Below are 22,951 nucleotides of genomic sequence, written 5' to 3'. Positions count from 1 at the left end.
CAGTGTAGTCCCTCCTCACCGCCCCTCAACTTGCCGAGGGTGCACGCCTGCCCGCCCCGGTGAAACACACCTGTCGCAGCGCCTCGTACGTCCCCACCCCCACCGCCGTGGACAGGTTCATGCTCCGCCGCCCCTCCAGCATCGGAATCGTCAGCGCCGTCCCCGTCCCCCCCTCCATCACCTCCGGCAACAACCCCGTCACCTCCGAGCCGAACACCAGGTGGTCCCCCTCCTCGAAGCGCGCCTCGAACAACGTCTGCTCCGCCCGCGCCGAGAACAACCACCGCCGGGCCTCCGGATACGCCTCCACGTACGCCCCATAAGTCGGGTACAGCCGTAGAAATACCTTGTCCCAGTAGTCCAGCCCGGCCCGCTTCAGGTTCCGGTCATCGATGGAGAAGCCCAGGGGCTCCACCAGGATGAGCCGGCAGCCCGTCACCGCGCACAAGCGGGCGACATTGCCGGTGTTGGGGGGAATCTGGGGGGAGACCAGAACCAGATGCAGAGGACGCGCCAGGGGCTCGAGCATGGGGTAGAACGCGCTACATGCGCTGGAAGGTGACCAACGAGACGCGGCAGAAGCCGCTGGCGGACCGGGCGGAGAAGGCCACCTCCTTCGCCCAGCGCTTCAAGGGACTGATGGGGCGCGAGCAGCTCGCCGTGGGCGAGGGCCTCCACATCCAGCCCTGCAACTCCATCCACACGTTCTTCATGCGCATCCCCATTGACGTCGCCTTCCTGGACGCCCAGGGGCGTATCGTCAAGCAGATGATGGCACTGCCACCCTGGAGGACGACGTCCGTGTACTTCCAGGCCCGCTCGGTGCTGGAGCTGCCCGCGGGCGTCCTGGCCGCGAGCGGCACCCAGGAAGGGGACCGCTTGAGCTTCGAGCCCGCCTCCCCTGCCCCGGTGTCCCCTGCCTGACCGCACCCAGAGCACGTCTTTTGACCGTTTTCCGAGCGCTTTGTTAACGTGCGCCGCCAGTTTCTCGTCCCCTTAGAAGAGTCCCCGCGCATGCGCATCGAGGTAGCCGGCAGCACCCACGTCGGGATGAAGCGGAACCACAACGAGGACAACTTCCTCATGTTGCCCGATGAGCACCTCTTCATCGTCGCGGACGGGATGGGTGGTCACTCCTCTGGAGAAATCGCCAGTCGCATCGCCGTGGACGAGTTGGGTGAGTTCTACAAGATGACGTCCAAGGACCAGGACAGCACCTGGCCCTTCAAGATGGACAAGCAGCGCAACTATGACGAGAACCGGTTGGCCACCGGTATCAAGCTCGCCAACGCGCGCATCTTCGAGAAGGCCAGCAGCGAGTCGAAGTACAAGGGCATGGGGACGACCATCGTCAGCCTGCACTTCGCCAGCGACGTCGCCTACGTCGGGCACGTGGGCGACAGCCGCGTGTACTTCTTCCGCTCCGGAGCCCTCAAGCAGATCACCGAGGACCACTCCCTGCTCAACGACTACCTCAAGGCGAAGAAGCTCTCGCCGGAGGAGGTCGAGAACTTCCCGCACAAGAACGTCATCGTCCGAGCGCTCGGCATGAAGGAGAACGTCCAGGTGGACGTCTCCCGCGTGGAGCCGCAGCCGGGCGATGTCTTCCTGCTGTGCTCGGACGGCCTGAGCGGCATGGTGACCGACCCGCAGATGCAGGAGATTTTGGGCCGCACGCCGGAGCTGGACAAGGCGTGCTCCCAGCTCATCGACATGGCGAACGCCGCGGGCGGCAACGACAACGTCACCTGCGTGCTCGCCCGCTACCACGCCGCCTGACCTCGCGTCAGGCGGTGCGCAGGAAGACCCGCAGCGCCTCGGCCACTCCCCAGGCCTGGGCGATGCACCCTCGTGGCCTGAAGGGCGGCGTGGCGTCGAAGATTTCGCTCACCTGCCCGACGCCCGCCTGTCTCAGGTGCGTCTCCAGGCCGTCCATGACGTCCCGCAGGTGCGCGCGGTCCGGCTGAACCCGCAGCGCCGCGTCCACGTAGTGGCCAATCAGCCAGCTCCACACCGTGCCCTGGTGGTACGCCGCGTCGCGCGCGCGCAGGTCTCCGTCGTACGTGGCCTTGTAGTCGTCGTGGTCCGACGCCAGCGAGCGCAGCCCCACCGGCGTGAGCAGCTCCGTCTCCACCTTGTGCAGCACGTCCGGCCACTTGTCCGGGTTGAGCACCGGGTACTTGAGCGACAGGGCGAAAATCTGGTTGGGCCGCACGGCGGCGTCATTGACACCGCCTTCCGCGTCCACCACGTCGTACAGGCACCGCTCCTCGGGATTCCAGAAGCGCTGGTTGAAGGAGTCCTGGGCCTTCTGCGCGGCCTGCGCGTAGGGCGCCGCGTCCAGTCCTTGGAGCCCGGCCCACTCCGCCATCAACCGCATGGCGTTGAACCACAGCGCATTGAGCTCCACCGCCTTGCCGCGCCGGGGCGTCACCACCCAGCCGTCCACCTTCGCGTCCATCCAGGTGAGCTGGTAGCCCTCCTCACCCTGCGTCAGCAGCCCATCCTTCGGGTCGATGCGGATGTTGTGGCGCGTGCCCTGCTCGTGCTTGCGGACGATGTCCTCGAACGTCGGATAGAACTCGCGCAGGAGCTCCATGTCGCCTGAGGCCGTGACGTAGCGGTCCACCGCGTGGAAGAACCAGAGCGTCGCGTCGGCCGTGTGGTACAGCCCGTCCGCCTCGCCCTCCGGGAAGAGGTTGGGCAACAGCCCGTCCTTCACGTGGTGCCGGAACGTCCGCAGAATCGCCGCCGCCTCGCGGAAGCGCCCCGAGCACACCGTCAGCCCCTCCAGCGAAATCATCGTGTCGCGGCCCCAGTCGGTGAACCAGGGGTAGCCGGCGATGACGCTGCGGGCATCCTCGCCAATCGCCCGGGCCCACGCATCGTCGCGCGTGCGCATGGGGTCGACGATGAACTGGTCCCCCGCCAGGACGAGGCGCGCCGCGGTGCCCGTCCTCGCCGCCATGGGCGCGCGCTCCAAGAGGCGCCACTCGCGCTCGCGCTCCATGTCGAAGCTCATGGCGGGGTCGCGGTCCAACAGCGTCCAGTCGTCCACCGTGGCGCCGAGCGACAGGCGACTGCCCGGCCGCACCGTGCACTCGAAGTAGCCGGGGCTCGCCTGCGTCTCGATGTGCGGCATCCCCCGGGCGCGCTCCGTCCGGTACAGCTGCGGCGAGGAGATTTCAGGCAGCGCCACGAAGGGCACCGTGCCGTCGGCGTACAGCCGCAACTTCAGCGCCGGCGCGTCCTTCTCCGCGAACATCTCGATGCGCTCTCCCTGGAGGACGACCTTCGGCTGGCAGTAGCCGTGCGGGAAGTCGTGCTCGTGCACGCGGAACACCGGGAAGGGCCGCAGCCGGAGCTTCACGGGAGGCCCGGACAGGTGTGCCCACTCGATGAAGAGCGTGTTCTCGCCGTGCACCAGCACCAGCCTGCGACGCAGGCGCGTGGAGCCCAGGACGTACTCCCACTCGGGGATGAGGCCATCCAGCCGGAAGGAGTGCAGCAGCGAGGTGTCCCCCATCAGCGTGCCGTCGGCGCGCACCTCCCCCTCCAGCCGGTAGTTCTGCCCCTCCACCCGGGCGGTCTCCACCAGTCGGGACAACATGACGGTGCGGCCCCGCTCCGGCAGGGTGGGGATGAAGAGGCCGTGGTAGCGACGCGCATTCACCCCCGCCAGCGTGCTGGACGCATAGCCCCCCAGGCCATTCGTCACCAGCCACTCCCGGCCGAGCACCTCGATGGCCGGCGCTCCCACGTGCCAGGCGAACTTCAGCTCGGGCAAGCCGCGCATCCCCTTCATCCTGCCGTCCGTGGGCCGAGGCCCGTGGGACTCCTTCCCGTGCTCGTCATCCACAGAGCGGTCATCCCCGGCACGCGCCACGACGTCGCGACCCTCAATGAGTCCAGTGAGCAAGAGCCTGCACCTCCGAATCGAACCTCTTCACTCGACAGTCCAACACGCCACCCTTCATCCCGAGGTGGTGCGAGAAGGGGCTCGGGGCACGGAGAGAGCTCCAGCTCGCTCCCCAGGTTGACGAGCAACAGCCGGTCGCCCTCCTGCTCGCTGCCCGAGTAGCGCAGCACGAAGGCGTTGGGTGAGAGGACGGCCCCCGCGAGCTGGCCGCCGTCCTGCCGGGCGAGCACCGGGTCCTCACGACGCAACCGGAGCAGCTCACGGTGCAGGGTGAGCGGCCCCTCGTTGCGCTCCCGCTCGCTCCAGTCGAGCCGGGAGCGCAGGAAGGCTTTCTCGTCCACGTGCTCCACGTAGCCCTCGTGCTCCAGCGCGTGGCGGGCGCTCTCGAACTGACCGAGGTACTGCTCCCGTCCCTTGCGCACCAGCGGCTGGAGCTCCGGCTTGTGGTCCACGAAGTAGAAGAAGGGCGTGTTCGCGAACCACTCCTGCCCCATGAAGAGCAGCGGCGTCTGGGGCAGCAGGAGCCACAGCGTGGTGAGCGCGCGCGCCAGGCGCTCCCCGCAGATGCGGTGCAGCCGCTGGCCCTGGAGCATGTTCGCGAGCTGGTCGTGGTTCTGGAGATAGAAGATGCACGCGCTCGACGGCACGCGCAGCAGCGGACTGCCCCGGGCCTTCTTCTGCCAGCGGTAGTACTGCCCCTGATAGAGCGAGTTGCGCAGCACGCACGACAGCAGCTCCTGCGCGGTGCCTCGATAGTCCTGGAGGTACGCCTCCGCCCGTCCCGTGGCGGCGACGCGGGCGGAGTGGTGGAAGTCATCCACCCAGAGCGCATCCATCCCCCAGCCGCCCCGCTCCGCCGCCCTCACGCACAGCTCGTCCTGGGGTTCGTTCTCGGCGATGACGAGGACGCCACGCCCGGCGCCCGCCTCACGCACCGCCTGGGTCAGCTCCTTCACGATGTGGCACGGCCCGTCGTCATACAGGGCCTGCGTCGCGTCCACGCGAAGCCCGTCGAAGTGATACTCGGCCACCCAGGCACACGCGTTCTGGATGAAGAAGTCGCGGCTGGGCCCCGCGGCGGGTCCGTCGTCGAAGTTCGTCGGCTCGCCCCACTCGTTCTCGTACTTGCGGGTGAAGTAGTCGGGCGAGTACTGCGCCAGGTAGTTCCCGTCCGGCCCCAGGTGGTTGTAGACGACGTCCAGCAGCACGCCGAGCCCCAGCGCGTGCGCGGCGTCCACGAAGGCGCGCAGCTCCTCCGGGCGTCCGTACTGGAAGCTGGGCGCGAAGAGCTGCGCGCCGTCGTAGCCCCAGTTGAAACGCCCGGGGAACGTGTGCAGCGGCATCAACTCCAGGCAGGTGACGCCCAGGTCCTTGAGCAGCGGCAGCTTCGCGATTGCCGCCCTGTACGTCCCCTCGGGCGTGAAGGTGCCCAGGTGCAGCTCGTAGAGCACCTGGCCCCGGATGCAGGACAGCCCCTTCCAGTCGCCGTCCGTCCAGGGGTGCACGTACGGGTCGACCACCTCGCTGAAGCCATGCGGGCCCTCGGGCTGGAAGCGCGAGGCGGGGTCGGGGAACTCGTCACCCGAGTCCAGGCGGTACTTGTACAGCGCCCCCACGGGCACCGGGTGCACGGCCTCGAAGTAGCCTTGGTCATCCCCCGTCAGGGGAAGCGGCTGCGACGCGCCTCGAACCACCACCTCGACACTGCGCCTGCGTGGCGCCCACACCCGGAAATGCGTGCTGTCTCCACCCGCTGGCCTGGCCCCCAGAGAACCTCGCCACTTCATGCCCCAGACCTCCCCTTGTCCCCGCGCCGGAATCCCCCGGCCCAGGCAGGCTGTCCGTGGCCAAAGGTAGGGCCCATTGTCCGAAACGGCGACCTTCGAGCGGAGGACAGAGCTCGCTCGCACGCCGTGCGCCAACCGACCCTTTCCGGGCCGGCTTCGTGCGCGTGGAGACAGGTGCGGTCAGCGGCCGGACAGCGGCGCGGGAATCCGGTGCTCCCGCCACGCGAGCACCTCGGTGAGCGTCTCACCGGGCGCAATCGACGTCTGCTCGAAGACGGCGGCGCTCTGGAGCCGCGCCCCAGCGTCCACCTTCACACCGGCGCCCAGCGACACGGACTCGCCCACCACGGCGCCCTCCGCCACCGTGACGCCTCGGCCGAACCAGGCGGGGCCCTCCACCTTCGCGCCATGCACGTGCGCGTCCGGATGCGCCCACGAGGAGCCCGGCCCGCGCACCGTGCCGGCGAGCGGTGAGTCCGCCCCCAGCCACTCCAGCCGCACGCGGCCCGCGAGCACGTCCCGCACCGTGGCCAGGTAGCGCGAAGGCGTGCCCAAGTCAGACCAGTAGCCATCCACCCGCACACCGCGCACCACCTGCCCCTGGGCCATGGCGCGCGCGTAGACCTCGCGGTTGATGTCCTCGGGCCCTTCGGCGCTCATGAAGTCGAAGATGCGCGGGGACATGACGTGCACGCCCGTGAAGTGCCACGGCGTCAGGCCCTCGCCTCCAGGCCCGTGCCCCGCGATTCTCCGCACGCGCCCGGACGCATCCAGTTCCACCGCCGCGTACTTCTCTCCCTCCGGCATCGGCAGCAGCACCATGGTGGCCAGCGCGCCGGACGCCTGGTGCATCGCCACCACGGGCCGCAGGTCCACCGGGTAGAGGATGTCGCCGTTGAAGACGAGGAAGTCTCCGTCGGAGAGGAAGTCGCGCAGGCCGCGGATGCCGCCGCCGGTGCCCTGGATGACGGGCTCGCGCACCACGTGCAGCGGCAGCTTCGCGCGCTCACACTCCTCGCGGGCCACCGCCTCCATGGTGTCCGGCAGGTGGTGGGTGTTGATGCCCACCGCCGTGACGCCCGCGGCCTTCAGCACCGCCAGGTGGTAGCGCAACAGCGGCTGCCCCAGGAATGGGAGCGCGGGCTTGGGCCAGCGCTCCGTCAACGGACGCAGGCGGGTTCCCAGCCCCGCGCAGAGGACCATCGCCTTCATTGTCGACTCCCTCTTCAGCCGAGTGAGGGGCTCAGGCCGCCAGCTCGGGGACGTACTTCGCCACCAGCTCCTGCAACTCCCGCAGCTCCGGCCGCCGACGGAACGCCTCGCGCACGTAGCGCAGCGACGCGGGGATGGAGACGAGGAAGCCCGGGTTGCCCTTCACGCGATTGATGTACTCGAAGCGGCCCGCGTCCTTCAGCTTGCGCTGCACGGTGAGCAAATCGAAGAACGCCTTGAACTCCACCGCGTCGATCTTCTCTCCGCTCGCCTCCTGGAACGTGGCGATGTAGCGGTCCAGCATCGCGTCCACGAAGTCGCGGTCCAGCTCGACGTAGCTGTCGCGCAGGAGCGCCACCAGGTCGTACTGGCGCGGGCCCTGGAGCGCGTCCTGGAAGTCGATGACCACCAGCTCGCCCTCCTTCACCATGATGTTGCGGCTCTGGTAGTCGCGGTGGGTGAAGCCCCGGGGCGCGGCGGCGAGCTGCCTGGCGATGTTGCGGAACGTGGCGTCCAGCCAGGTGCGCTCGGCGTCCGTGGGCAGCTTGCCGCTCCACGCCTCCAGGCCCCACTCGCGGAAGTGGTGCAACTCCCAGTCGTACAGGTCCTCGTCGAACGAGCGCGTGAAGGCCAGGCAGTCCGGGTCTTGAAGCTTCTCCGCCTGCGCTCGCAGGCGCGCGAGCAGGTCCACCGCGCGGGTGTAGAGCGCGTGGTTGTGCTTGCCGCCTTCCAGCGCGGACTCGAAGGTGATGTCGCTCAGGTCCTCAATCACCATCATCCCCGCCGGCTCGTCGTAGCGGAGGATGGCGGGCACGCGCACGCCCAGCTTGTTCAGGTAGCGGTGCACGTTGACGAAGGGCAGCTCCTTCGGAGGCTCACCCTTGGTGGCCTCCTCGCTCTTCTTCGTCGCGTCCAGCGGCATCACCATCACCACCCAGCTCTCCGGGGGCGCGCCGACGCGGTAGTACGAGCGGTTGCTCGCGTCTCCCTTCAGCTTCTTGATGGGAGCATCGGAAACGGGACGGCCAATGGCCTGTCCCACCTGGTCGCGCAGGGCGGCCTCGAGTTCCATATCGACGGGGTTCTCCAATGGGGGTGGGGAGCGGTCCCGAGTATGGGAGGGGCGACTTTCCGCGTCAAAGCCCTCGCGCGGCGATTGCCTCCTGGCCCTTCGGGCTGTCACGTACGCGACGCCGAAGCGTGAGACACCCCGGCCTTGCGTCGCGGCGCGTCGCGAGCCCGGTTGCCCCCCGACGAAGCAGGCCCCCTCCCCCTGGCACGGCGCCAGGAGACACGCCGGGTCCTGGTGCCGGGGACGAGGGGGAAGTCCCTGGGGCGGGGCCCTGTTACTTCCCGACGGGGCAGAGTGACTCCCGCTGTCGACCGGGCCCCTCCGGCGGCATATAAGACGCGCCGCGAACCCCTCTTTTTCTGGAAGCCGCGATGGACATCCACGACACCATTCTCACCGCCATTGGCAACACGCCCCTGGTCAAGCTCAACAAGCTCGTCGGACCGAACGATGCGACTGTTCTGGTCAAGTGCGAGTTCATGAACCCGGGCGCGTCCATCAAGGACCGCATGGCGCTGTACATCATCGAGAAGGCCGAGCGGGAGGGGAAGCTCAAGCCCGGCGGCACGATTGTGGAGAACACGTCCGGCAACACCGGCATGGGCGTGGCGCTGGCGGCGGCGGTGAAGGGCTACAAGTGCATCTTCACGATGCCGGACAAGATGTCGCTGGAGAAGATCAACCGCCTGAAGGCGCTGGGCGCGCAGGTGGTGGTGACGCCGACGAACGTCGCGGCCGAGGACCCCCGCAGCTATTACGAGACGGCCAAGCGGCTGCACCGTGAGACGCCGGGCGCGTTCATGCTGAACCAGTACCACAACCCCGACAACATCGAGGCGCACTACAACCTCACCGGCCCGGAGATCCTGGAGCAGACGGGCGGGAAGATGGACTACTTCGTCTCCGGCCTGGGCACGGGCGGGACGATGAGCGGCGCGGGCAAGTTCCTCAAGGAGAAGATCCCCGGCCTGAAGAACGTGGGCGTGGACCCGGAGGGCTCGGTCTACGAGGGCTACTTCAAGACGGGCAAGCTCACCGAGCCGCACGTGTACAAGGTCGAAGGTATCGGCGAGGACATGCTGTGCGGCGCCATGGACTTCAAGGTCGTGGACGACGTGCGCCAGGTGGATGACCGCCAGTGCTTCGCGGCGGCGCGGCGGCTGGCGCGCGAGGAGGGCATCTTCGCGGGTGGCTCCTCCGGCGCGGCGGTGCACGTGGCGGTGCAGCTGGCGAAGGAAGTGGGCAAGGGCAAGACGATTGTCGTCGTGCTCCCCGACTCCGGCAGCAGCTACATCAGCAAGTTCCACTCGGACGAGTGGATGCGCGACAACGGGTTCGCCGAGGAGAAGGGCACCGGCACGGTGCGCGACATCATCGGGAGCAAGCAGCGCGACGTGAAGACGGCGCGCAAGGGCGACAAGGTGGACCAGGTGGTGGAGACGATGCGCAGCCACGGCATCAGCCAGATGCCGGTGGTGTCCGAGGACGGGCGCGCGGTCGGCATGGTCCACGAGTACGACCTGCTCAACGCGCTCGTCGCCGGAAAGGCGAAGTTCGCGGACACCATCGACGCCATCGTCGCGCCGCTGCAGGGCGCGCTGTCGCCGGACACGAGCATCTCGCGACTGCGTGAGGTCTTCGCGCAGGACAACGTCGCCGTCGTGAAGGAGGGCGAGAAGGTCATCGCCATCGTCACGAAGATCGACCTCATCGACTTCCTGCACCGCACGGCGGCCTAGTCGGCCTCCAGGCAGTCGCGTCTTGAGAGGGCCTCTCGCCAGCGACGGTGGGAGGCCCTTCGCGCGTCTGGGGGCACGGGGCATCGATGTCCGAAAACCGCGAGCGCGGCCGGGCCCTGGGTGACACTGTCCGGGCATGGACCTGCTCGATTCCGACGCCTGCTACCGCGTGCTCCAGACGCGGGATGCCCGCTTCGACGGCCGTCTCTTCGTCGCGGTGACGTCGACCGGCATCTACTGCCGGCCCATCTGCCCCGCGCGCACGCCCAAGCAGGAGAACTGCCGCTTCTTCGCCTCCGCCGCTGCGTCCCAGGAAGAGGGCTTCCGCCCCTGCCTGCGCTGCCGGCCGGAGACGGCCCCTGACCTCGCGTCGTGGCGGGGCACCTCCAACACCGTGTCGCGCGCGCTGGCCCTCATCGCGGAGGGCGCGCTGGATGGCGGCGAGGCGGGCGTGGACGCGCTCGCCGAACGTCTGGGCGTGGGAGGACGACAGCTCCGCCGCCTCTTCAAACAGCACCTCGGCGCCACGCCCGTGGCCGTCGCGCAGACTCGGCGCGTGCTCTTCGCCAAGCAGCTCATCCAGGAGACTCGGATGCCGCTCGCGGAGGTCGCGCTGGCCTCGGGCTTCGGCAGCATCCGGCGCTTCAACGAGACGTTCCAAGGCCTCTACCAGCGCCCCCCGGGCGCCCTGCGCCGCAAGCAGTCGGTGGAGACGACCGCCAGCGCGGTGGCGGACGCGGGCGTGACGCTGCGCCTGCGCTACCGTCCACCGTATGACTGGGCCGCGATGCTCTCGTACCTGTCCGCGCGCGCCATCCAGGGCGTGGAGCAGGTCTCCGACGCGCGCTACCTGCGCACCGTGTCCCAGGACGGCGCCGTGGGCACGGTGGAGGTGACGCACGAGCCCGCACGCAACAACCTCGTGGTGAAGATTCGCTTCCCGCGCGTCCAGGTACTCCCCGCCATCATCGCGCGCGTGCGCAGGGTGTTCGACGTGGGCGCGGACATCGAGGTCATCGGCGCCCACCTCTCCAAGGACCCCTTCCTGGCCCCCCTCGTCGCGCTGCGGCCCGGCCTGCGAGCCCCCGGCGCATGGGATGGCTTCGAGCTGGCGGTGCGCGCCATCCTCGGTCAGCAGGTGACGGTGGAGGCCGCACGCAAGCTCGCGGGAAAGCTCGTGGTGCTGTGTGCCGAGGCTCCCATGGAAGGCCTCCCCTCCGGCCTGTCTCGAGCCTTCCCTTCACCCGAGCGCGTCGTGGCGACGGACCTGGGCGCGCTGGGGATGCCGTCCGCGCGAAAGGCGTCGCTCAAGGCCCTGGCTCAAGCGGCGCTCGCGGACCCGCTGCTGTTCCATCCGTTCGGCACAGTGGAGGAAGGCATCGCCCGGCTGCGCTCCATCCGAGGCGTGGGCGAGTGGACCGCGCAGTACATCGCCCTGCGCGCGCTGCGCGAGACGGATGCGTTCCCCGCCAGCGACGTGGCGCTCCTGAGAAGCGCCGCGACGGATGCGGGCGCGCGCCCCACTCCCGAAGACCTGATTCAACGCGCGGAGCCCTGGAGGCCCTGGCGGGCCTACGCCGCGCAACACCTGTGGGCCGCCGACCCCGGCCTGCGTCCCCGACTCCAAGAGGTGCGTCATGGCTGAGCCACTCCACTTCCTCATCGACAAGACGGACACGCCCATCGGCGAGCTGGTCCTCATCGCGGACCGCGAGGGACACCTGCGCGCCGTCGACTGGACGGAGCACGAAGGCCGGATGCGCAACCTGCTGCGCCTGCACTACGGAGACAACGGCTTCCAACTGGAGACCGCGCGCAATCCAGGCGGCCTCACCGACACGCTGCGGACGTACTTCTCGGGACACCTCGACGCCATCGACAACCTGTCCGTCCGCACCGAGGGCACACCCTTCCAGCGTGAGGTCTGGGCGGCGCTGCGCGGTATTCCGTGCGGCGCGACGGTGTCGTACTCGGAGCTGGCGAAGCGCATCGGTCGGCCCGCGGCCGTACGCGCCGTGGGCCTGGCGAACGGCGCCAATCCCGTGGGCATCGTCGTGCCGTGTCATCGCGTGGTGGGCGCCAACGGCTCCCTCACCGGATATGGAGGTGGCATCGAACGCAAGCGCTGGTTACTCGACCACGAGTCGAGGGTACGACGGACCTCCACCGCATGAAGCGCCCGCCGTATCCTCCCGCCGCTTCCACACCCCTGTCGAAAAGGACCGCTGCCCATGCCTGTCGCTCCGCCGAACTCCGCCCGTGACTTCCGTCAGTTGCACGAAGCGGGCTTGCTGCTGCTGGTGAATGCCTGGGACGCCGGAAGCGCGCGCGTCATGGAGAGTCTGGGCGCCAAGGCCCTCGCCACGACGAGCGCGGGCGTGGCCTGGGCCCAGGGCTATCCGGACGGAGACATGCTCCCGGTGAGTCGACTCCTCGACACCGTCACCGCCATTGCCCGCATCGTGAAGGTGCCGCTGACCGTCGACATCGAAGGGGGCTATTCGGACGACCCGGCCGCGGTGGGCGAGGTCGCCGCGGGCGTGCTGGAGGCGGGCGGCGTGGGCATCAACCTGGAGGACGGCGGGGGCTCGGTGGACCTGCTGTGCGCCAAGATTGAGGCCGTGAAGAAGGCCGCCGCGAAGAAGGGCGCGGACCTGTTCGTGAACGCGCGCACGGATGTGTTCCTGCGAGGCATCGGCCCGGCGGAGCGTCGCGTCGAGGAGACCCTGGCCCGGGCCCGCCGCTACCGTGCCGCGGGCGCGGATGGACTCTTCGTTCCGGGCTTGAAGACGCCCGTGGACATCAAGGCCGTCGTGACGGAGGCGGGCCTGCCGCTGAACCTGATGGCGATTCCTGGACTGCCTCCCGCGTCCGAGCTGGCGTCGCTCGGCGTCCGCCGCGTCAGCGCCGGGGCGGGCATGGCTTCGGCCATCTTCGGCCGCATCGCCGCGCTCACCACCGACTTCCTTCGCGATGGCGGCGCCGCACCCGCGCCCGAGGCGGGCATCTCCTATCCCACGCTCAACACGCTGATGGCTCCGCGCTGAAGCGGCGAACCCGGTCGCGCCAGGCATCGGCGCGACCCGGGCCCTCCGACAGGACTACTTCGCCGCGCCGCCCTCGGGCTTCCGGGCGAACAGCGCGTTGGCGACCTCCGTCATCACTACCTCGCCATTCTGGTTGCGGACCTCGAAGCGGAACTTGATGGCGCCCCGGTCCGGCTTGCTGCGCGACGGCGTGGTGGAGAGGACCTCGAAGCGCGCGGTGAGCGCATCCCCGGGACGCACCGGCTTCAGCCAGCGCAGCTCGTCCAGTCCCGGGGAGCCCAGGCTCGCCGTCTTGCTCAAGAGGTTCTCCACCGCGAGCTTGTGGCAGATGGAAGCGGTGTGCCAACCACTGGCGATGAGGCCACCGAAGATGCCTTCCCGACCTCCCTCGTCGCTCAGGTGGAAGGGCTGCGGATCAAACTGCTTCGCGAAGGCGATGATCTCCTCCCGGGAGACCACGTAAGGCCCGGCCTCACTCGCCTCACCGGGTTGGAAGTCGTCGAAGTAGCGCATGGGACTCCTCGGATGCGGGTGACTCTTGCTGCGTGGCCCCCTGACGCATTGCATAGGCCGCTCGCCGGGCCAGGGCAACGCATTGCAGCGCCCAGGTCCTCTCGCACCGTGTATCCACGACTTTCTGGCTTGGCCTGATTCATGACAGGCTGTCGTGGCCTCGTCAGGCACTGCCAAGGAGACATGGATGTTCGCGAAGCTGCTCAAGAGCCAGTGGTCCATGGTGCTGTCCACGTTGCTCGTGGTGGGACTCGCCGCCCTGTCCATGGGTGAGCCCCAGGCCGTCACCGCCGAAGAGGAGGCAGACGCGACGTGTGATGAGGCGGTGAGCCTGCCGCCGGAGAGCACGCTGCTCGCCGACAGCGAGCACGCCAACGCGGCCTGTCGTCCCGGCTGCGTGGGCCCGTGCTGGTTCTGCTTGCTGGGTGTCTGTGAAAACCGCTGTATGTAGACAGCCGTCGAAGGCTTGAGGCGCAGGGCCACCGCCGGGAGCCCCCTCGGGTTCGCGGCGGTGCATTCCCAATCCCACGCATTGACGGACGCGGTCAATCTCTGCTCAGAAGTGCCCCCATGAATCTGGAACCTGGGCTCCGTGGCCTCGCGGTCTGTGTGGTGGCTGTCATCGTGGCGAGCTGTGACACCCGGCAGGCTTCAGCGCCGCGTCCAGCAGTGGAGGTGCGCACGTCCGAGGCGCGCGTGGGCACGCCCTTCCTGGTCAAGGACGTGCTCCCCGGCGACACCACGAGCGACCTCCTGGAGCAGCCCACCTTCTTCATCCGGCTGGGCAACATCACCCTCCTGGGCGCCAGCGACAAGGTGCACGGCCGTGAGCTGTGGAGGACGGATGGCACGCCCGAGGGGACCTCGCTCGTCCTCGACGTGCTGCCGGGGCCGGAGGGCTCCGACCCGAAACACGCCGTCGTCCTGAAGGGGCGCGTGTATTTCCTCGCCCTGACGAACTACGGGGGGCAGCAGTACGGCCTGTGGAGCACGGACGGCACCGCGCAGGGCACCGTGCTGGTGAAGAACCTGCGGGGCCTGGGCACCTTCCTCGGGGTGCGGGACGACAGCCTTCTGGCCATCACCAGCCCCTCCGACATCCCTTCTCCGGGGTACTCGCTCTGGAAGAGCGACGGCACCACGGAAGGCACGGTGCTGGTGACGACGAGCCAGTCCGAGACGGGAGGCTTCGGCACCTGGAACAAGGCCTGGGCGGGAAGCACCCTCGTGTTCCAGGCCACCGATGAGGACGGCGGGGACATGCTGTGGAAGACCGATGGAACCGCCGAGGGGACTGGGAAGGTCCTGGACCCGCGCCCCGGTGGTGGCCGCTTCCTCCCCTACGAGCTCAAGGCCTGTCGCGGCTCGGTGTTCTTCTATCGGAACTCGCCCTTTGGCCGACAGGAGCTGTGGCGCACGGATGGCACCGTCGACGGCACGGTCCTGGTCGCCACGCTGGATGCGAAGGACCCTTCCAACCAGGACTTCACCTCGCCGCCTCCGTTCGCGTGCGTGGGTGACATGCTCTACTTCACCGCCTGGGAGGAGACGACGGGCGTGGAGCTGTGGAAGAGCGACGGCACCGCGAACGGCACCGTGCGCGTGAGCGACATCCAGCCGGGCGCGGGCGGTTCGCGGCCCTCGCGACTCACCGCGCATGACGGCCTGCTGTACTTCATGGCCCATGACACGGTGGCGGGAGGCGAGCCGTGGAAGAGCGACGGCACCGCGCAGGGCACGGTCCGCGTGGCCGACCTGGCCCCCGGCGGTGAGTCCTCCATGGAGGCTGACTTTGGACAGCCCATGATTTCCTCACCCGTGGGCCTCTTCTTCGGAGCCAACGACGGCTCCCACGGTCAGCAGCTCTGGAAGACGGATGGGACGGCCCTGGGGACGGTGCGGCTGACGGAGGTGACACCGCGTCCCTACGGCCTGGGTGAGCTGGTGGCCTCCTGGTCCCAGGACACGCTCTACTTCTGGACCCGGGACGACGAGCTGTGGACGAGCACGGGGACCGTGGAGGGCACGGGCAAGGTCAAGACCCTCTCGGCCCCGGTCGCGAACGGACTGCCCGCCTACGAGCCCTCCGCCGTCGAAGTGGGCGGAGTGCTGTACTTCGTCGCCGAGAACGAGTTCATGAGCCGGCGTCTGTGGAGGAGCGATGGAACCCCTGCTGGCACCGGGCCGCTCGCCGTCTCACCGCCGCTGAGCCCCTTCTACTTCCCAGTCCAGCTCACCCGACTGAACGACCAGCTCCTCTTCTTCGCCGGAGATGACGAGGGACTCCAAGCGCTCTGGAGCCTCCCCCCGGATGACTCGCAGCCTCCTCGGAGGCTGGCGTCCCTCTCCCCGCGGATGTTCGAGGCGCCAGGTCGCCAGCTCGTGCCCGCGGGGACGCGCGCCTTCATCAGTGAGTGGTCCCACGAGAAGGATGCGCTGTGGGTGACGGATGGCACGCCCACGGGCACGGTGCGCATCAAGCAGTTCGAGGCGAGCTCCTTCATCCCGCCCCACCCCCGCATGCTCACCGCCGTGGGAGACAAGGTCTTCTTCGCCCTCACGGCGGACTTCAACCACGAGGAGCTGTGGACCAGCGACGGCACGGAGGCCGGGACGCGGCGCGTGGCGAGCCTGGCGGGCGCCTCCGAGCTCGCCTCGTTCCACCAGATGCGGGTCGCGAACGGGCGGCTGTTCTTCTGGGTGAACTTCGCCTCGCGGGGCCTGGAGCTGTGGACCAGCGACGGCACCCAGGCGGGCACCCGCGCCCTGGGCTTCGTGAGCCGGCGGTATGGCTACTGGCCCCGTGAGTCGACCACGGCCACGCTGGGCGACTCGGTGTTCTATGTCGTCAGCCACGCGGAGTCCCCGCCCGAGCTGTGGAAGAGCAACGGCGCCGCCCCCGTGAAGGTGAAGACGTTCGGCACCCGCGCGACGGTGCTCCCACCGGAGCAGCTCACGCCTCATGGTGACCTGCTGCTGTTCTGGGCGGATGACGAGAGCGGGGGCTATGAGCCCTGGCGCAGCGACGGCACCGAGGCGGGCACCGTGAGGGTGAAGGATATCCGGCCCGGAGAGCCCGGCGCGGTGTCGACACCGGGGCCCTTCGTCCGGCTGGGTGGAGGGGATGCGCTGGTGTTCGCCGCGTCGGACGGAGTGACGGGACTGGAGCCCTGGCGGACGGATGGGACGGAGGCCGGCACCCTGCTCATCGCGGACCTCGGGCCCGGAGGCATCTCCTCGGCGCCAGGGACGTTCACGAACGTGGGGCCCTACCTCTACTTCGCGGCGTGGCACCCGGCCTGGGGCCGCGAGCTGTGGGGGATGCGAACGACGCCCACCGACTCCCAGCCGCCTCGACTCACCTGCCCCGGCGCGCAAATCGCCGAGGCCGTGAGCGCCCAGGGGACCGCCGTGCCGTTTCCGCCCGCGTCCGTGTCCGACGAGGACCCCGACCCGCGCGTCAGCTACAGCGCCGCGTCGGGCAGCGTCTTCCCGCTCGGCCGGACCGAGGTGCTCGTCACCGCGACCGACAACATGGGCAACACCTCCACGTGCACCTTCGCCGTGACAGTCCAGGACACCCAGGCTCCGTCCGTCACGTGTCCCTCCACGGTCTCCGCCATCGCCACCTCCCAGGCGGGCGTCGCGGTGCAATGGCAGGACATCACCGCCCAGGACACCGCGTCGACGCCCACGGTGAGCACCGTGCCCGCTCGAGGCAGCGTGTTCCCCGTCGGCACCACCGACGTCGTCGTCACCGCGGCGGACCCGAGCGGCAACACCACGAGCTGCACCTTCCAGGTGCACGTGCAAGTCATCGTCCCCGAGCCCACCGATGCGGGCAGCCCCGATGCGGGCCCTGTCGGTCCGGATGGCGGTGCACCCGACAGTGGTGTCCCCCAGCCCGATGGCGGCACGTCGCGACCAGACGCGGGACCTCCGGGTATGCCCACGCTCGAGGACTCCAGCGGCTGCGGCTGTCAGCAATCCGGTGGCGCGGGAACGGGGATGCTCGGGCTGGCGCTCCTCGCCCTGCTGTCGATGCGCCGCCGCCGAACCCCAGGCATCGAAGCACCTGACGCCTGAGTCGTTTCTCGGGGCCCGGAGTCCTGATGCCATGGCCCCGCGCCTTGAAGCCCGGCGGTGAGTGACTCGCCGCGAAGGGGGCAGCGACTCCGCCTGCCCTCTTCGCGTTCCTCACCTCAGGGCGCCGTCACCGGGCAGGGCCACCACGCGGGCGGCGAGGCCCGGTCATCCCAGGTGCCGTTCCAGTAGTCGCGCAGCGCGTACACCACCTGGTTCGCGGTGGTGCAGAAGCGCTCCGGGTGGAGGTTCACCACGAGCACCTGCTCCGAGCCCGACACGGGATGGATATACGTGCGGCAGACCTGGCTGCTGCCGGCCGGGGGGAGGCTCGCGGTGGTGGCGCGCACCATGTCCGCGAGGAAGAGCGCGTTGGTCTGCTCGCAGGCGAGCCGTTGGAACGCCGCGTTCGCCTCCAGGATGATGTCCACCTCGACCTTGCGCGTCTTCACGTAGCACCCCTCGTAGATGGGGTCGCCGTCCGGATTGCTGGGGTCTTGCTGGTAGCGGCGCGTCACCACGGAGTACCCGCGGGGAATCTCGGGACAATCCGAGAACAGCTTTGTGTAGAGCGGGTGGAGCGTGCCCTCCCGGTACACAATCGTGTACTCCGCCAGGGCGTTGAGCTGGATGCCTTCCTGGTGGCCCACGACGATGTCGACACTCGTCGTGGCCTCGCTGTCGACGCGGTCCAGCCTGCCATTGCCATTGCCGTCCACGTAGGCCACGACGGTGGCGAAGCCGAACCGTGAGCCCGGCCCGCCCATCAGCCCCTCGGGGTCCGGCAATCGGTTCAGGGACATGCTGAAGGTATTGGGGAAGTGGCCGTTCACCTTCACATCCACGTCGGGGTGATGGAACGACGAGCGCGGGCTCACCCGCTGGCACCTCGACAGCGCGTCGCGCACGGAGCTCACGAGCATGCACTCCACGACAGGCTGCGGATACGTCTGCCACAGCAGCGCCGCTCTCATATGGGCGGAGCTTCCCGCCTCGAAAGGCTCGGTGGCATGCAGCGAGCCTTCCAGGGTGAGCAGCGTCTCGTCCTCGGCTTCGTCACCCAGGACTCCGCCACAACCCGTCATCGCCAATGCGAGCAGTCCCCACTTCCAGAAACCACGTCCCATCATTGTCGTCATGCGGCCTTCCTCTCGCGCCATGGGGCCATCCCCATGGGCACACGACAGGCGACCCGCGCTCCTCGCATCAGGAGCGCGCGTGGAGCGCGGTTCAATCTGTCGGTGCGAGCAAGGAGACGCGCGAGCATCGAAGCGTGGGACATGGATTCGGTGTCAGGTGCCGTGAGACTCGCCGGGAAGGGGGCAGCGAATCGGCCTGCCCCCTCGCGGTCCTCACCTCAGGGCGCCGTCACCGGGCAGGGCCACCAGGAGGGCGGCGAGGCCCGGTCATCCCAGGCGCCATCCCAGAAGTCTCGCAGCGTGTACACCACTGTGTTCGCGGTGGTGCAGAAGCGCTCCGGATGGGGGTTCACGTACAGCACCTGCTCCGAGCGCGGCACGGGATGGGTGAAGGAGCCACAGCGCTGGGTGCTGCTCGGCGGTGGCGGTCCCATGGTGGAAGCGCGCGCCATATCCATCAGGCCCAGGTAGTTGGGCTCCTCGCAGGCGAGCTGCTGGAAGGACTGGTTCGCCTCCAGGGCGATGTTCAGGTCCACCTTGCGCGTCTTCACGAAACACGCCTCGGAGGTTTCCGTGTAGCGCAACGTCACCACGGAGTACCCCTGGGGAATCTCCGGGCAGTTCGGGAAATTGATGTGGAAGACCGGGTGGAGCGCGCCCTCGCGATACATGATGAAGGAGCTCTCCGTCTGCTCTCCGCTGAAGCCCTCCTGGAACCCGACGACGATGTCATGGCTGGAAGTGGCCTCGTTCGAGACCCGGTCCAGCTTGCCGTTGCCGTTGCCGTCCACGTAGGCCATCACGTAGGCCATGCCCAGCCAGGAGCCTTCCTCCCCTATCAGCGCTCCAGGCTCTGGCAGGCGATTGAGGGGCATGCTGAAGGTGTTGGGGAAGCGGCCGTTCACCCGGACATCCACCCCGGGATGATGGAACGACGACTTGGGGCTCAGCCGCAGGCACTTGATGAAGCCCTCCGGGTACCTTCTCTGGACCATGCAGTCCACGACGACCTTGGGCCAGGTGTCCCAGAGGAGCGCCGCTCGTATCCGGTCGGAGCTCCCCAGCTCGAATGACGTGGTGGATTGAAGCGTGCCCTCCAGCGTGAGCAGGGCTTCATCCTCCGCCTCGCTTCCCATGACACCGCCGCACCCCATCAATGCCAGGGAGAGCACTCCCCACTTCCAGAAACCATGCTCCGACATTGTCGACATATGGCCTTCCTCTCGGTCATGGGAGCAATCCCATGTCACGTGACAAGCACCGGTCGGGAGACACGCGCGCGCCTTGCTTCGGGAGCGCTCGGGCCATCCAGTCGATGCGAGCAAGGAAACGCGCCGACAGCGAAGCGTGGGACACGGCCCCGGGTGTCAGAGCCCCCAGGTGCAACCGAGCAGCAAATGTGGCGCAAGCTGCGTGCGGAGCTTTTCATCCTCGCGCATCAACGCGACATGGCCGCCCAGCCGGGCGAAGAGGCCCGTGCTCGCGCCCACCGGCACCTCCGCGGAGAGCGTGGCGAAGGTGGCCGCGCCCGCGCCCGTGCGGGTCCGCCACGCGGGCAGGCCCAGCTCCCGGCGCCGCTCGGCATCCGGGCTCGTCGCGCGTTGAGCCAGGCCCAGCACTCCGACGCCCGCATGGGCTCCGGCCCAGACACGCCCCACCGAGCCCGACACGCCCAGGCCACTCCACAGCCCCAGCTCCACCTGCTCCAGACGCTGCTCCAGCGTGGAGCCCCGGGTGGCCCCCAACGTGAGCCCTCCGAGGAAGGACAGCCCCAGCCCTCCAGGGCTCTCGCGAGCGAGCAGCACACCCACCTGGGGCCCCCAGCCGCCCAGCTGCGTCGAGGAGCGGCCCGCGCCCAGCGCCGCTTGAAGCCGCCAACTGCTGGCCTCCAGGAGCGCGCCCTTGCGCTGGTGCAGGGCCAGCGTGCGCACCTCCAGGGCCTCGGGATTCAAGCGCTGCTTCTCCCCCCAGGGCAGGTACACCTTGCCGTAGAGCACCTGGGCGCCCCGCCTCACCTGGACCCGATAGCGTCCCGCGGGCAGGGCGACGCGCACCGACTCCTCGGCCCGGGGCTCCACCTCCGCCATGACCTGCAGCGTGCGCTCGTCCACGAGCACGACGCTGTCGCCCACGGAAGGAGGGAGCTCCAGCTGCGCATGGGCTCGCGAGAGCGTGGTGAGGAACAAGTCCCCTTCTCCCGCGAGCTGGCTGGACAGCTCCGGGTGCTGCACCGCCGCCGTGGACGCGTGCGAGCCCGCCAGCGTGCGGTGGTAGACGTGGCCATAGGCCTCCGTGAGCGAGACACGGCCATCGGCATCCACGTCCGCCGCGCCTCGCAGGCCCGAAATCAGGTGGTGCGTGAAGAACGAGCCCCGGAGGCTGTCCGACTCCTGCGCCACCTCGTGCGCCCCCGCGGAGGCGATGAACACGCGGCCCTCCGGCCCCACCTGTCGGAGGAAGGAGACATCGAAGGCGGGCGCGGACTTGAGGCCCTTGGAGCGGCCCCGCACGAGCGCGCCACTGTGACAGGCATCCAGCACGGCCACCGTGACGGTGGTGGGGACCTCGGCCAGCATCCCCTGCAGCTCCGCGAGCGGGAGGGCCTCGCCGCCCAGGCGCAGCGACACCTCGTCTCCGTGGCCCGAGTAGAAGAAGAACAGCAGCGTGCGCTCTCCAGCGCGCCGTGCCTCCTCGATGCGGCCCCGCATCCGCGCGAGTCCCAGCCGGAGGTTGGAGACGGACTCTCCGCGCAGGAGGATGCGACGGTCCTCGGGAACACCGCCCAGCTGACCGAAGACCGCGTCCATGCGCTCGGCGTCCTGCTGGGCCCAGCGAAGGGGCTCGTCCGTGTCCCGGCCCAGGTTGTGTCCCACGCTGATGGAGAACCGGCTCTCCGCGCTCGCGACGGAGGTAGCGAGGAGCACGAGCAGGACACCCAGCACCCGCGAGCTTCTGTCACTCAAGGCAGCTCCTTTGGAAGCGCGCGCACGGCGTGGCGGGTGCCGGGAAGCGGAGTGAGTGACGGTGGGAACTCCGCCTCTCGCGTCGCCTGCTCCAGCCAGCGCTGGACGGCCTCGGGCGATGGGGCATTCCACGCATCGGATGCGAGCACCACCACCAGCGCCTCCTGCTCGGGGGCGGCATCCAGCTCCAGGCTCCCGGGCAACACCCACCGGCCCGCCGCCATGGACAGCGGGCCGCCCGTGGCGGGAAAGCCCTGGAGCGGCGTGACGCGTCCATGCTCGCTTAGCGCCAGCAGGTAGAGCGCGCCTCCATCCACGTCCTCCACCTCCACGCGCACCCGGTCTCCAGCGCGCAGCACCGCGCCGGGTCCCTGCTCGAAGACGACGTCGCCTCGCTTGACGAGCACCCGCGCGGTGAGCCCGCCGCGCACGCGCACCTGCTCCACCTCCTGGAGCGAGAGGATTCGAGGCAGCATCGCCGCGAACACCACGCCGAGCACCAGCACGGGCTGGCTCCAGCGCCAGAGCACCCGCCAGCGACTGGGCCGCGGCGCCTCCAGTCGCGCCCGCATCGGACCGAAGGGACGCACCAGGGCGAAGGCGGCCTTCTCGGCCCGTCGCTCGCGCAGGTGCGCGGCCAACGCGGGCGAGGCGCTCGCCGCGTCTTCCACGTGCCGGGCCTCTTCCGCGGAGAGCTCGTCACACAGGTAGCGCTCCAGCAGGAGGTCCGGCACGCCCGGGAAGCGAGGAATGGAGGAGGTGCTCATGCGGGGGCCGTTCCCTTTCGCGGCTCGGGCCGGGGGGCGACTTCCAGGAGTCGTCGGGCGGTGTCGAAGAAGGTCTGCAACTTGCGCTGCACCGTCTTGCGCGAGACGTCGAGCAGCGTGGCGATCTGCTCCTGCTCCATCTCATCGAGGAAGCGGTGGGCCACGATGCGCTGGACGTCCTCGGGACAGTGGGCGAGGACGCGCCTCACCACGTCCGCATCCACCAGCAGTCGCTCCAGCGCGGCCTCCGGTGCAGCGTGGGCGTCCGGCGGTGCCAGTTGCGTCAGCGCGTGGGTGGCCTCGGTGCGACGGCGGCGCAGCACCGAGAAGCACTGTCGGTCCGCCACGGTGAGCAGCCACGACAATGGAGAGTCCGCGGCGCGAAGCGGCTTGAGGTTCGCATGGACACGCAGGAACACCTCCTGCGTGGAGTCCCAGGCCAGCGCCTCGTCGCCGAGCAATCGCAGACAACGCCGATGCACGGCCTCACCGTAGCGACGGTAGTAGCCCTCGGTCTGCTCGACCTCGTTCACCGGCTCGCGCACGGAAGCACCTCGCCCTGGGCCGATACTCGCCCCCACCGTCAGTCTCGCCCGGTACGGGCGTCGGGGGAGGCTCGCCCCGCGAAGCGAGACGCATGACCTTCAATCCGTGGGACATTTCCCGGGCCCTTTCTTCTCGGCTTGACGGGAAGCAGTCGACTTGCTCCC

Annotated in this window: 19 protein-coding genes; 8 read left to right on the top strand and 11 right to left on the bottom strand. The window is 69.1% G+C overall.

Annotated elements, in window-relative coordinates:
- Positions 1 to 25: 25 nt before the first annotated feature.
- Positions 26 to 529 (bottom strand): tRNA (cytidine(34)-2'-O)-methyltransferase, encoded by a 504-nt coding sequence (locus tag LZ199_RS32685; RefSeq protein WP_163866861.1) that lies wholly within the window; start codon positions 527 to 529, stop codon positions 26 to 28.
- 17 nt (positions 530 to 546) lie between these two features.
- On the opposite strand from LZ199_RS32685, the gene LZ199_RS32680 reads away from it, so the two are divergent.
- Positions 547 to 924, top strand: a complete 378-nt coding sequence (locus LZ199_RS32680) for a DUF192 domain-containing protein (protein WP_253997662.1) — start codon at positions 547 to 549, stop codon at positions 922 to 924.
- 90 nt (positions 925 to 1,014) lie between these two features.
- Complete coding sequence (locus tag LZ199_RS32675; protein ID WP_253997661.1) at positions 1,015 to 1,779, top strand: Stp1/IreP family PP2C-type Ser/Thr phosphatase; 765 nt, start codon at positions 1,015 to 1,017, stop codon at positions 1,777 to 1,779.
- Between the two features lie 7 nt (positions 1,780 to 1,786).
- On the opposite strand, the gene LZ199_RS32670 is transcribed toward LZ199_RS32675, so the two are convergent.
- The 4 genes from LZ199_RS32670 to LZ199_RS32655 form a co-directional block, all read right to left on the bottom strand.
- On the bottom strand, positions 1,787 to 3,796 hold the full coding sequence (locus tag LZ199_RS32670; RefSeq protein ID WP_253997660.1) for an amylo-alpha-1,6-glucosidase: 2,010 nt from the start codon (positions 3,794 to 3,796) through the stop codon (positions 1,787 to 1,789).
- 5 nt (positions 3,797 to 3,801) lie between these two features.
- Positions 3,802 to 5,706, bottom strand: a complete 1,905-nt coding sequence (gene treZ / locus LZ199_RS32665) for a malto-oligosyltrehalose trehalohydrolase (protein ID WP_253997659.1) — start codon at positions 5,704 to 5,706, stop codon at positions 3,802 to 3,804.
- A gap of 180 nt (positions 5,707 to 5,886) precedes the next feature.
- Positions 5,887 to 6,918: a nucleotidyltransferase family protein gene (locus tag LZ199_RS32660; RefSeq protein WP_253997658.1), complete on the bottom strand. Its 1,032-nt coding sequence runs from the start codon at positions 6,916 to 6,918 to the stop codon at positions 5,887 to 5,889.
- 31 nt (positions 6,919 to 6,949) lie between these two features.
- Complete coding sequence (locus LZ199_RS32655) at positions 6,950 to 7,990, bottom strand: aminoglycoside phosphotransferase family protein (protein ID WP_253997657.1); 1,041 nt, start codon at positions 7,988 to 7,990, stop codon at positions 6,950 to 6,952.
- A 371-nt stretch (positions 7,991 to 8,361) separates the two neighbouring features.
- Here LZ199_RS32655 and LZ199_RS32650 point away from each other — a divergent pair, with 371 nt between their 5' ends.
- From LZ199_RS32650 to LZ199_RS32635, 4 genes are all read left to right on the top strand, one after another.
- Positions 8,362 to 9,729: a pyridoxal-phosphate dependent enzyme gene (locus LZ199_RS32650; RefSeq protein WP_253997656.1), complete on the top strand. Its 1,368-nt coding sequence runs from the start codon at positions 8,362 to 8,364 to the stop codon at positions 9,727 to 9,729.
- A 136-nt stretch (positions 9,730 to 9,865) separates the two neighbouring features.
- The gene (locus LZ199_RS32645; protein WP_253997655.1) at positions 9,866 to 11,374 is read left to right on the top strand and encodes a DNA-3-methyladenine glycosylase 2 family protein; all 1,509 of its coding nucleotides are present in this window, start codon (positions 9,866 to 9,868) and stop codon (positions 11,372 to 11,374) included.
- The gene (ogt, locus tag LZ199_RS32640) at positions 11,367 to 11,903 is read left to right on the top strand and encodes a methylated-DNA--[protein]-cysteine S-methyltransferase (RefSeq protein ID WP_253997654.1); all 537 of its coding nucleotides are present in this window, start codon (positions 11,367 to 11,369) and stop codon (positions 11,901 to 11,903) included. Before LZ199_RS32645 ends, ogt begins: the two co-directional genes overlap by 8 nt.
- Positions 11,904 to 11,960: 57 nt before the next feature.
- Positions 11,961 to 12,776: an isocitrate lyase/PEP mutase family protein gene (locus LZ199_RS32635; RefSeq protein ID WP_253997653.1), complete on the top strand. Its 816-nt coding sequence runs from the start codon at positions 11,961 to 11,963 to the stop codon at positions 12,774 to 12,776.
- A gap of 54 nt (positions 12,777 to 12,830) precedes the next feature.
- Here LZ199_RS32635 and LZ199_RS32630 read toward each other — a convergent pair whose 3' ends face one another.
- Positions 12,831 to 13,289, bottom strand: coding sequence for a MaoC family dehydratase (locus tag LZ199_RS32630; RefSeq protein WP_253997652.1), 459 nt, complete (start codon positions 13,287 to 13,289; stop codon positions 12,831 to 12,833).
- Between the two features lie 187 nt (positions 13,290 to 13,476).
- Between LZ199_RS32630 and LZ199_RS32625 the strand changes: the two genes are divergently transcribed.
- Positions 13,477 to 13,740 (top strand): hypothetical protein, encoded by a 264-nt coding sequence (locus tag LZ199_RS32625; protein WP_253997651.1) that lies wholly within the window; start codon positions 13,477 to 13,479, stop codon positions 13,738 to 13,740.
- Positions 13,741 to 13,859: 119 nt separating this feature from the next.
- A complete protein-coding gene (locus LZ199_RS32620) occupies positions 13,860 to 17,375 on the top strand; it encodes an ELWxxDGT repeat protein (protein ID WP_253997650.1) in 3,516 nt (1,171 codons plus the stop codon).
- Positions 17,376 to 17,491: 116 nt separating this feature from the next.
- Here LZ199_RS32620 and LZ199_RS32615 read toward each other — a convergent pair whose 3' ends face one another.
- The 5 genes from LZ199_RS32615 to LZ199_RS32595 all read right to left on the bottom strand — a co-directional run bounded on the left by LZ199_RS32615 (position 17,492) and on the right by LZ199_RS32595 (position 22,786).
- Positions 17,492 to 18,511: a hypothetical protein gene (locus LZ199_RS32615; RefSeq protein ID WP_253997649.1), complete on the bottom strand. Its 1,020-nt coding sequence runs from the start codon at positions 18,509 to 18,511 to the stop codon at positions 17,492 to 17,494.
- Between the two features lie 218 nt (positions 18,512 to 18,729).
- Complete coding sequence (locus LZ199_RS32610) at positions 18,730 to 19,722, bottom strand: hypothetical protein (RefSeq protein ID WP_253997648.1); 993 nt, start codon at positions 19,720 to 19,722, stop codon at positions 18,730 to 18,732.
- Positions 19,723 to 19,878: 156 nt separating this feature from the next.
- The gene (locus LZ199_RS32605; protein ID WP_253997647.1) at positions 19,879 to 21,474 is read right to left on the bottom strand and encodes a caspase family protein; all 1,596 of its coding nucleotides are present in this window, start codon (positions 21,472 to 21,474) and stop codon (positions 19,879 to 19,881) included.
- Positions 21,471 to 22,241 carry a hypothetical protein gene (locus LZ199_RS32600; protein ID WP_253997646.1) on the bottom strand — a complete coding sequence of 257 codons (771 nt, stop codon included), beginning with the start codon at positions 22,239 to 22,241 and terminating at the stop codon, positions 21,471 to 21,473. Before LZ199_RS32600 ends, LZ199_RS32605 begins: the two co-directional genes overlap by 4 nt.
- Positions 22,238 to 22,786, bottom strand: coding sequence for an RNA polymerase sigma factor (locus LZ199_RS32595; protein ID WP_253997645.1), 549 nt, complete (start codon positions 22,784 to 22,786; stop codon positions 22,238 to 22,240). Before LZ199_RS32595 ends, LZ199_RS32600 begins: the two co-directional genes overlap by 4 nt.
- Between the last annotated feature and the right edge of the window lie 165 nt (positions 22,787 to 22,951).

The sequence above is a fragment of the Myxococcus qinghaiensis genome (genome assembly GCF_024198215.1).
Classification (GTDB): Bacteria; Myxococcota; Myxococcia; order Myxococcales; family Myxococcaceae; genus Myxococcus; species Myxococcus qinghaiensis.
This window is presented reverse-complemented; position numbering and strand designations above follow the sequence as displayed.

What these genes read in the sequence shown, in the direction of transcription:
- LZ199_RS32685 (WP_163866861.1), bottom strand. Translation starts at nt 529, where the DNA reads ATGCTCGAGCCCCTGGCGCGTCCTCTGCATCTGGTTCTGGTCTCCCCC.
- LZ199_RS32680 (WP_253997662.1), top strand. Translation starts at nt 547, where the DNA reads ATGCGCTGGAAGGTGACCAACGAGACGCGGCAGAAGCCGCTGGCGGAC.
- LZ199_RS32675 (WP_253997661.1), top strand. Translation starts at nt 1,015, where the DNA reads ATGCGCATCGAGGTAGCCGGCAGCACCCACGTCGGGATGAAGCGGAAC.
- LZ199_RS32670 (WP_253997660.1), bottom strand. Translation starts at nt 3,796, where the DNA reads ATGCGCGGCTTGCCCGAGCTGAAGTTCGCCTGGCACGTGGGAGCGCCG.
- treZ (WP_253997659.1), bottom strand. Translation starts at nt 5,706, where the DNA reads ATGAAGTGGCGAGGTTCTCTGGGGGCCAGGCCAGCGGGTGGAGACAGC.
- LZ199_RS32660 (WP_253997658.1), bottom strand. Translation starts at nt 6,918, where the DNA reads ATGAAGGCGATGGTCCTCTGCGCGGGGCTGGGAACCCGCCTGCGTCCG.
- LZ199_RS32655 (WP_253997657.1), bottom strand. Translation starts at nt 7,990, where the DNA reads ATGGAACTCGAGGCCGCCCTGCGCGACCAGGTGGGACAGGCCATTGGC.
- LZ199_RS32650 (WP_253997656.1), top strand. Translation starts at nt 8,362, where the DNA reads ATGGACATCCACGACACCATTCTCACCGCCATTGGCAACACGCCCCTG.
- LZ199_RS32645 (WP_253997655.1), top strand. Translation starts at nt 9,866, where the DNA reads ATGGACCTGCTCGATTCCGACGCCTGCTACCGCGTGCTCCAGACGCGG.
- ogt (WP_253997654.1), top strand. Translation starts at nt 11,367, where the DNA reads ATGGCTGAGCCACTCCACTTCCTCATCGACAAGACGGACACGCCCATC.
- LZ199_RS32635 (WP_253997653.1), top strand. Translation starts at nt 11,961, where the DNA reads ATGCCTGTCGCTCCGCCGAACTCCGCCCGTGACTTCCGTCAGTTGCAC.
- LZ199_RS32630 (WP_253997652.1), bottom strand. Translation starts at nt 13,289, where the DNA reads ATGCGCTACTTCGACGACTTCCAACCCGGTGAGGCGAGTGAGGCCGGG.
- LZ199_RS32625 (WP_253997651.1), top strand. Translation starts at nt 13,477, where the DNA reads ATGTTCGCGAAGCTGCTCAAGAGCCAGTGGTCCATGGTGCTGTCCACG.
- LZ199_RS32620 (WP_253997650.1), top strand. Translation starts at nt 13,860, where the DNA reads ATGAATCTGGAACCTGGGCTCCGTGGCCTCGCGGTCTGTGTGGTGGCT.
- LZ199_RS32615 (WP_253997649.1), bottom strand. Translation starts at nt 18,511, where the DNA reads ATGACGACAATGATGGGACGTGGTTTCTGGAAGTGGGGACTGCTCGCA.
- LZ199_RS32610 (WP_253997648.1), bottom strand. Translation starts at nt 19,722, where the DNA reads ATGTCGACAATGTCGGAGCATGGTTTCTGGAAGTGGGGAGTGCTCTCC.
- LZ199_RS32600 (WP_253997646.1), bottom strand. Translation starts at nt 22,241, where the DNA reads ATGAGCACCTCCTCCATTCCTCGCTTCCCGGGCGTGCCGGACCTCCTG.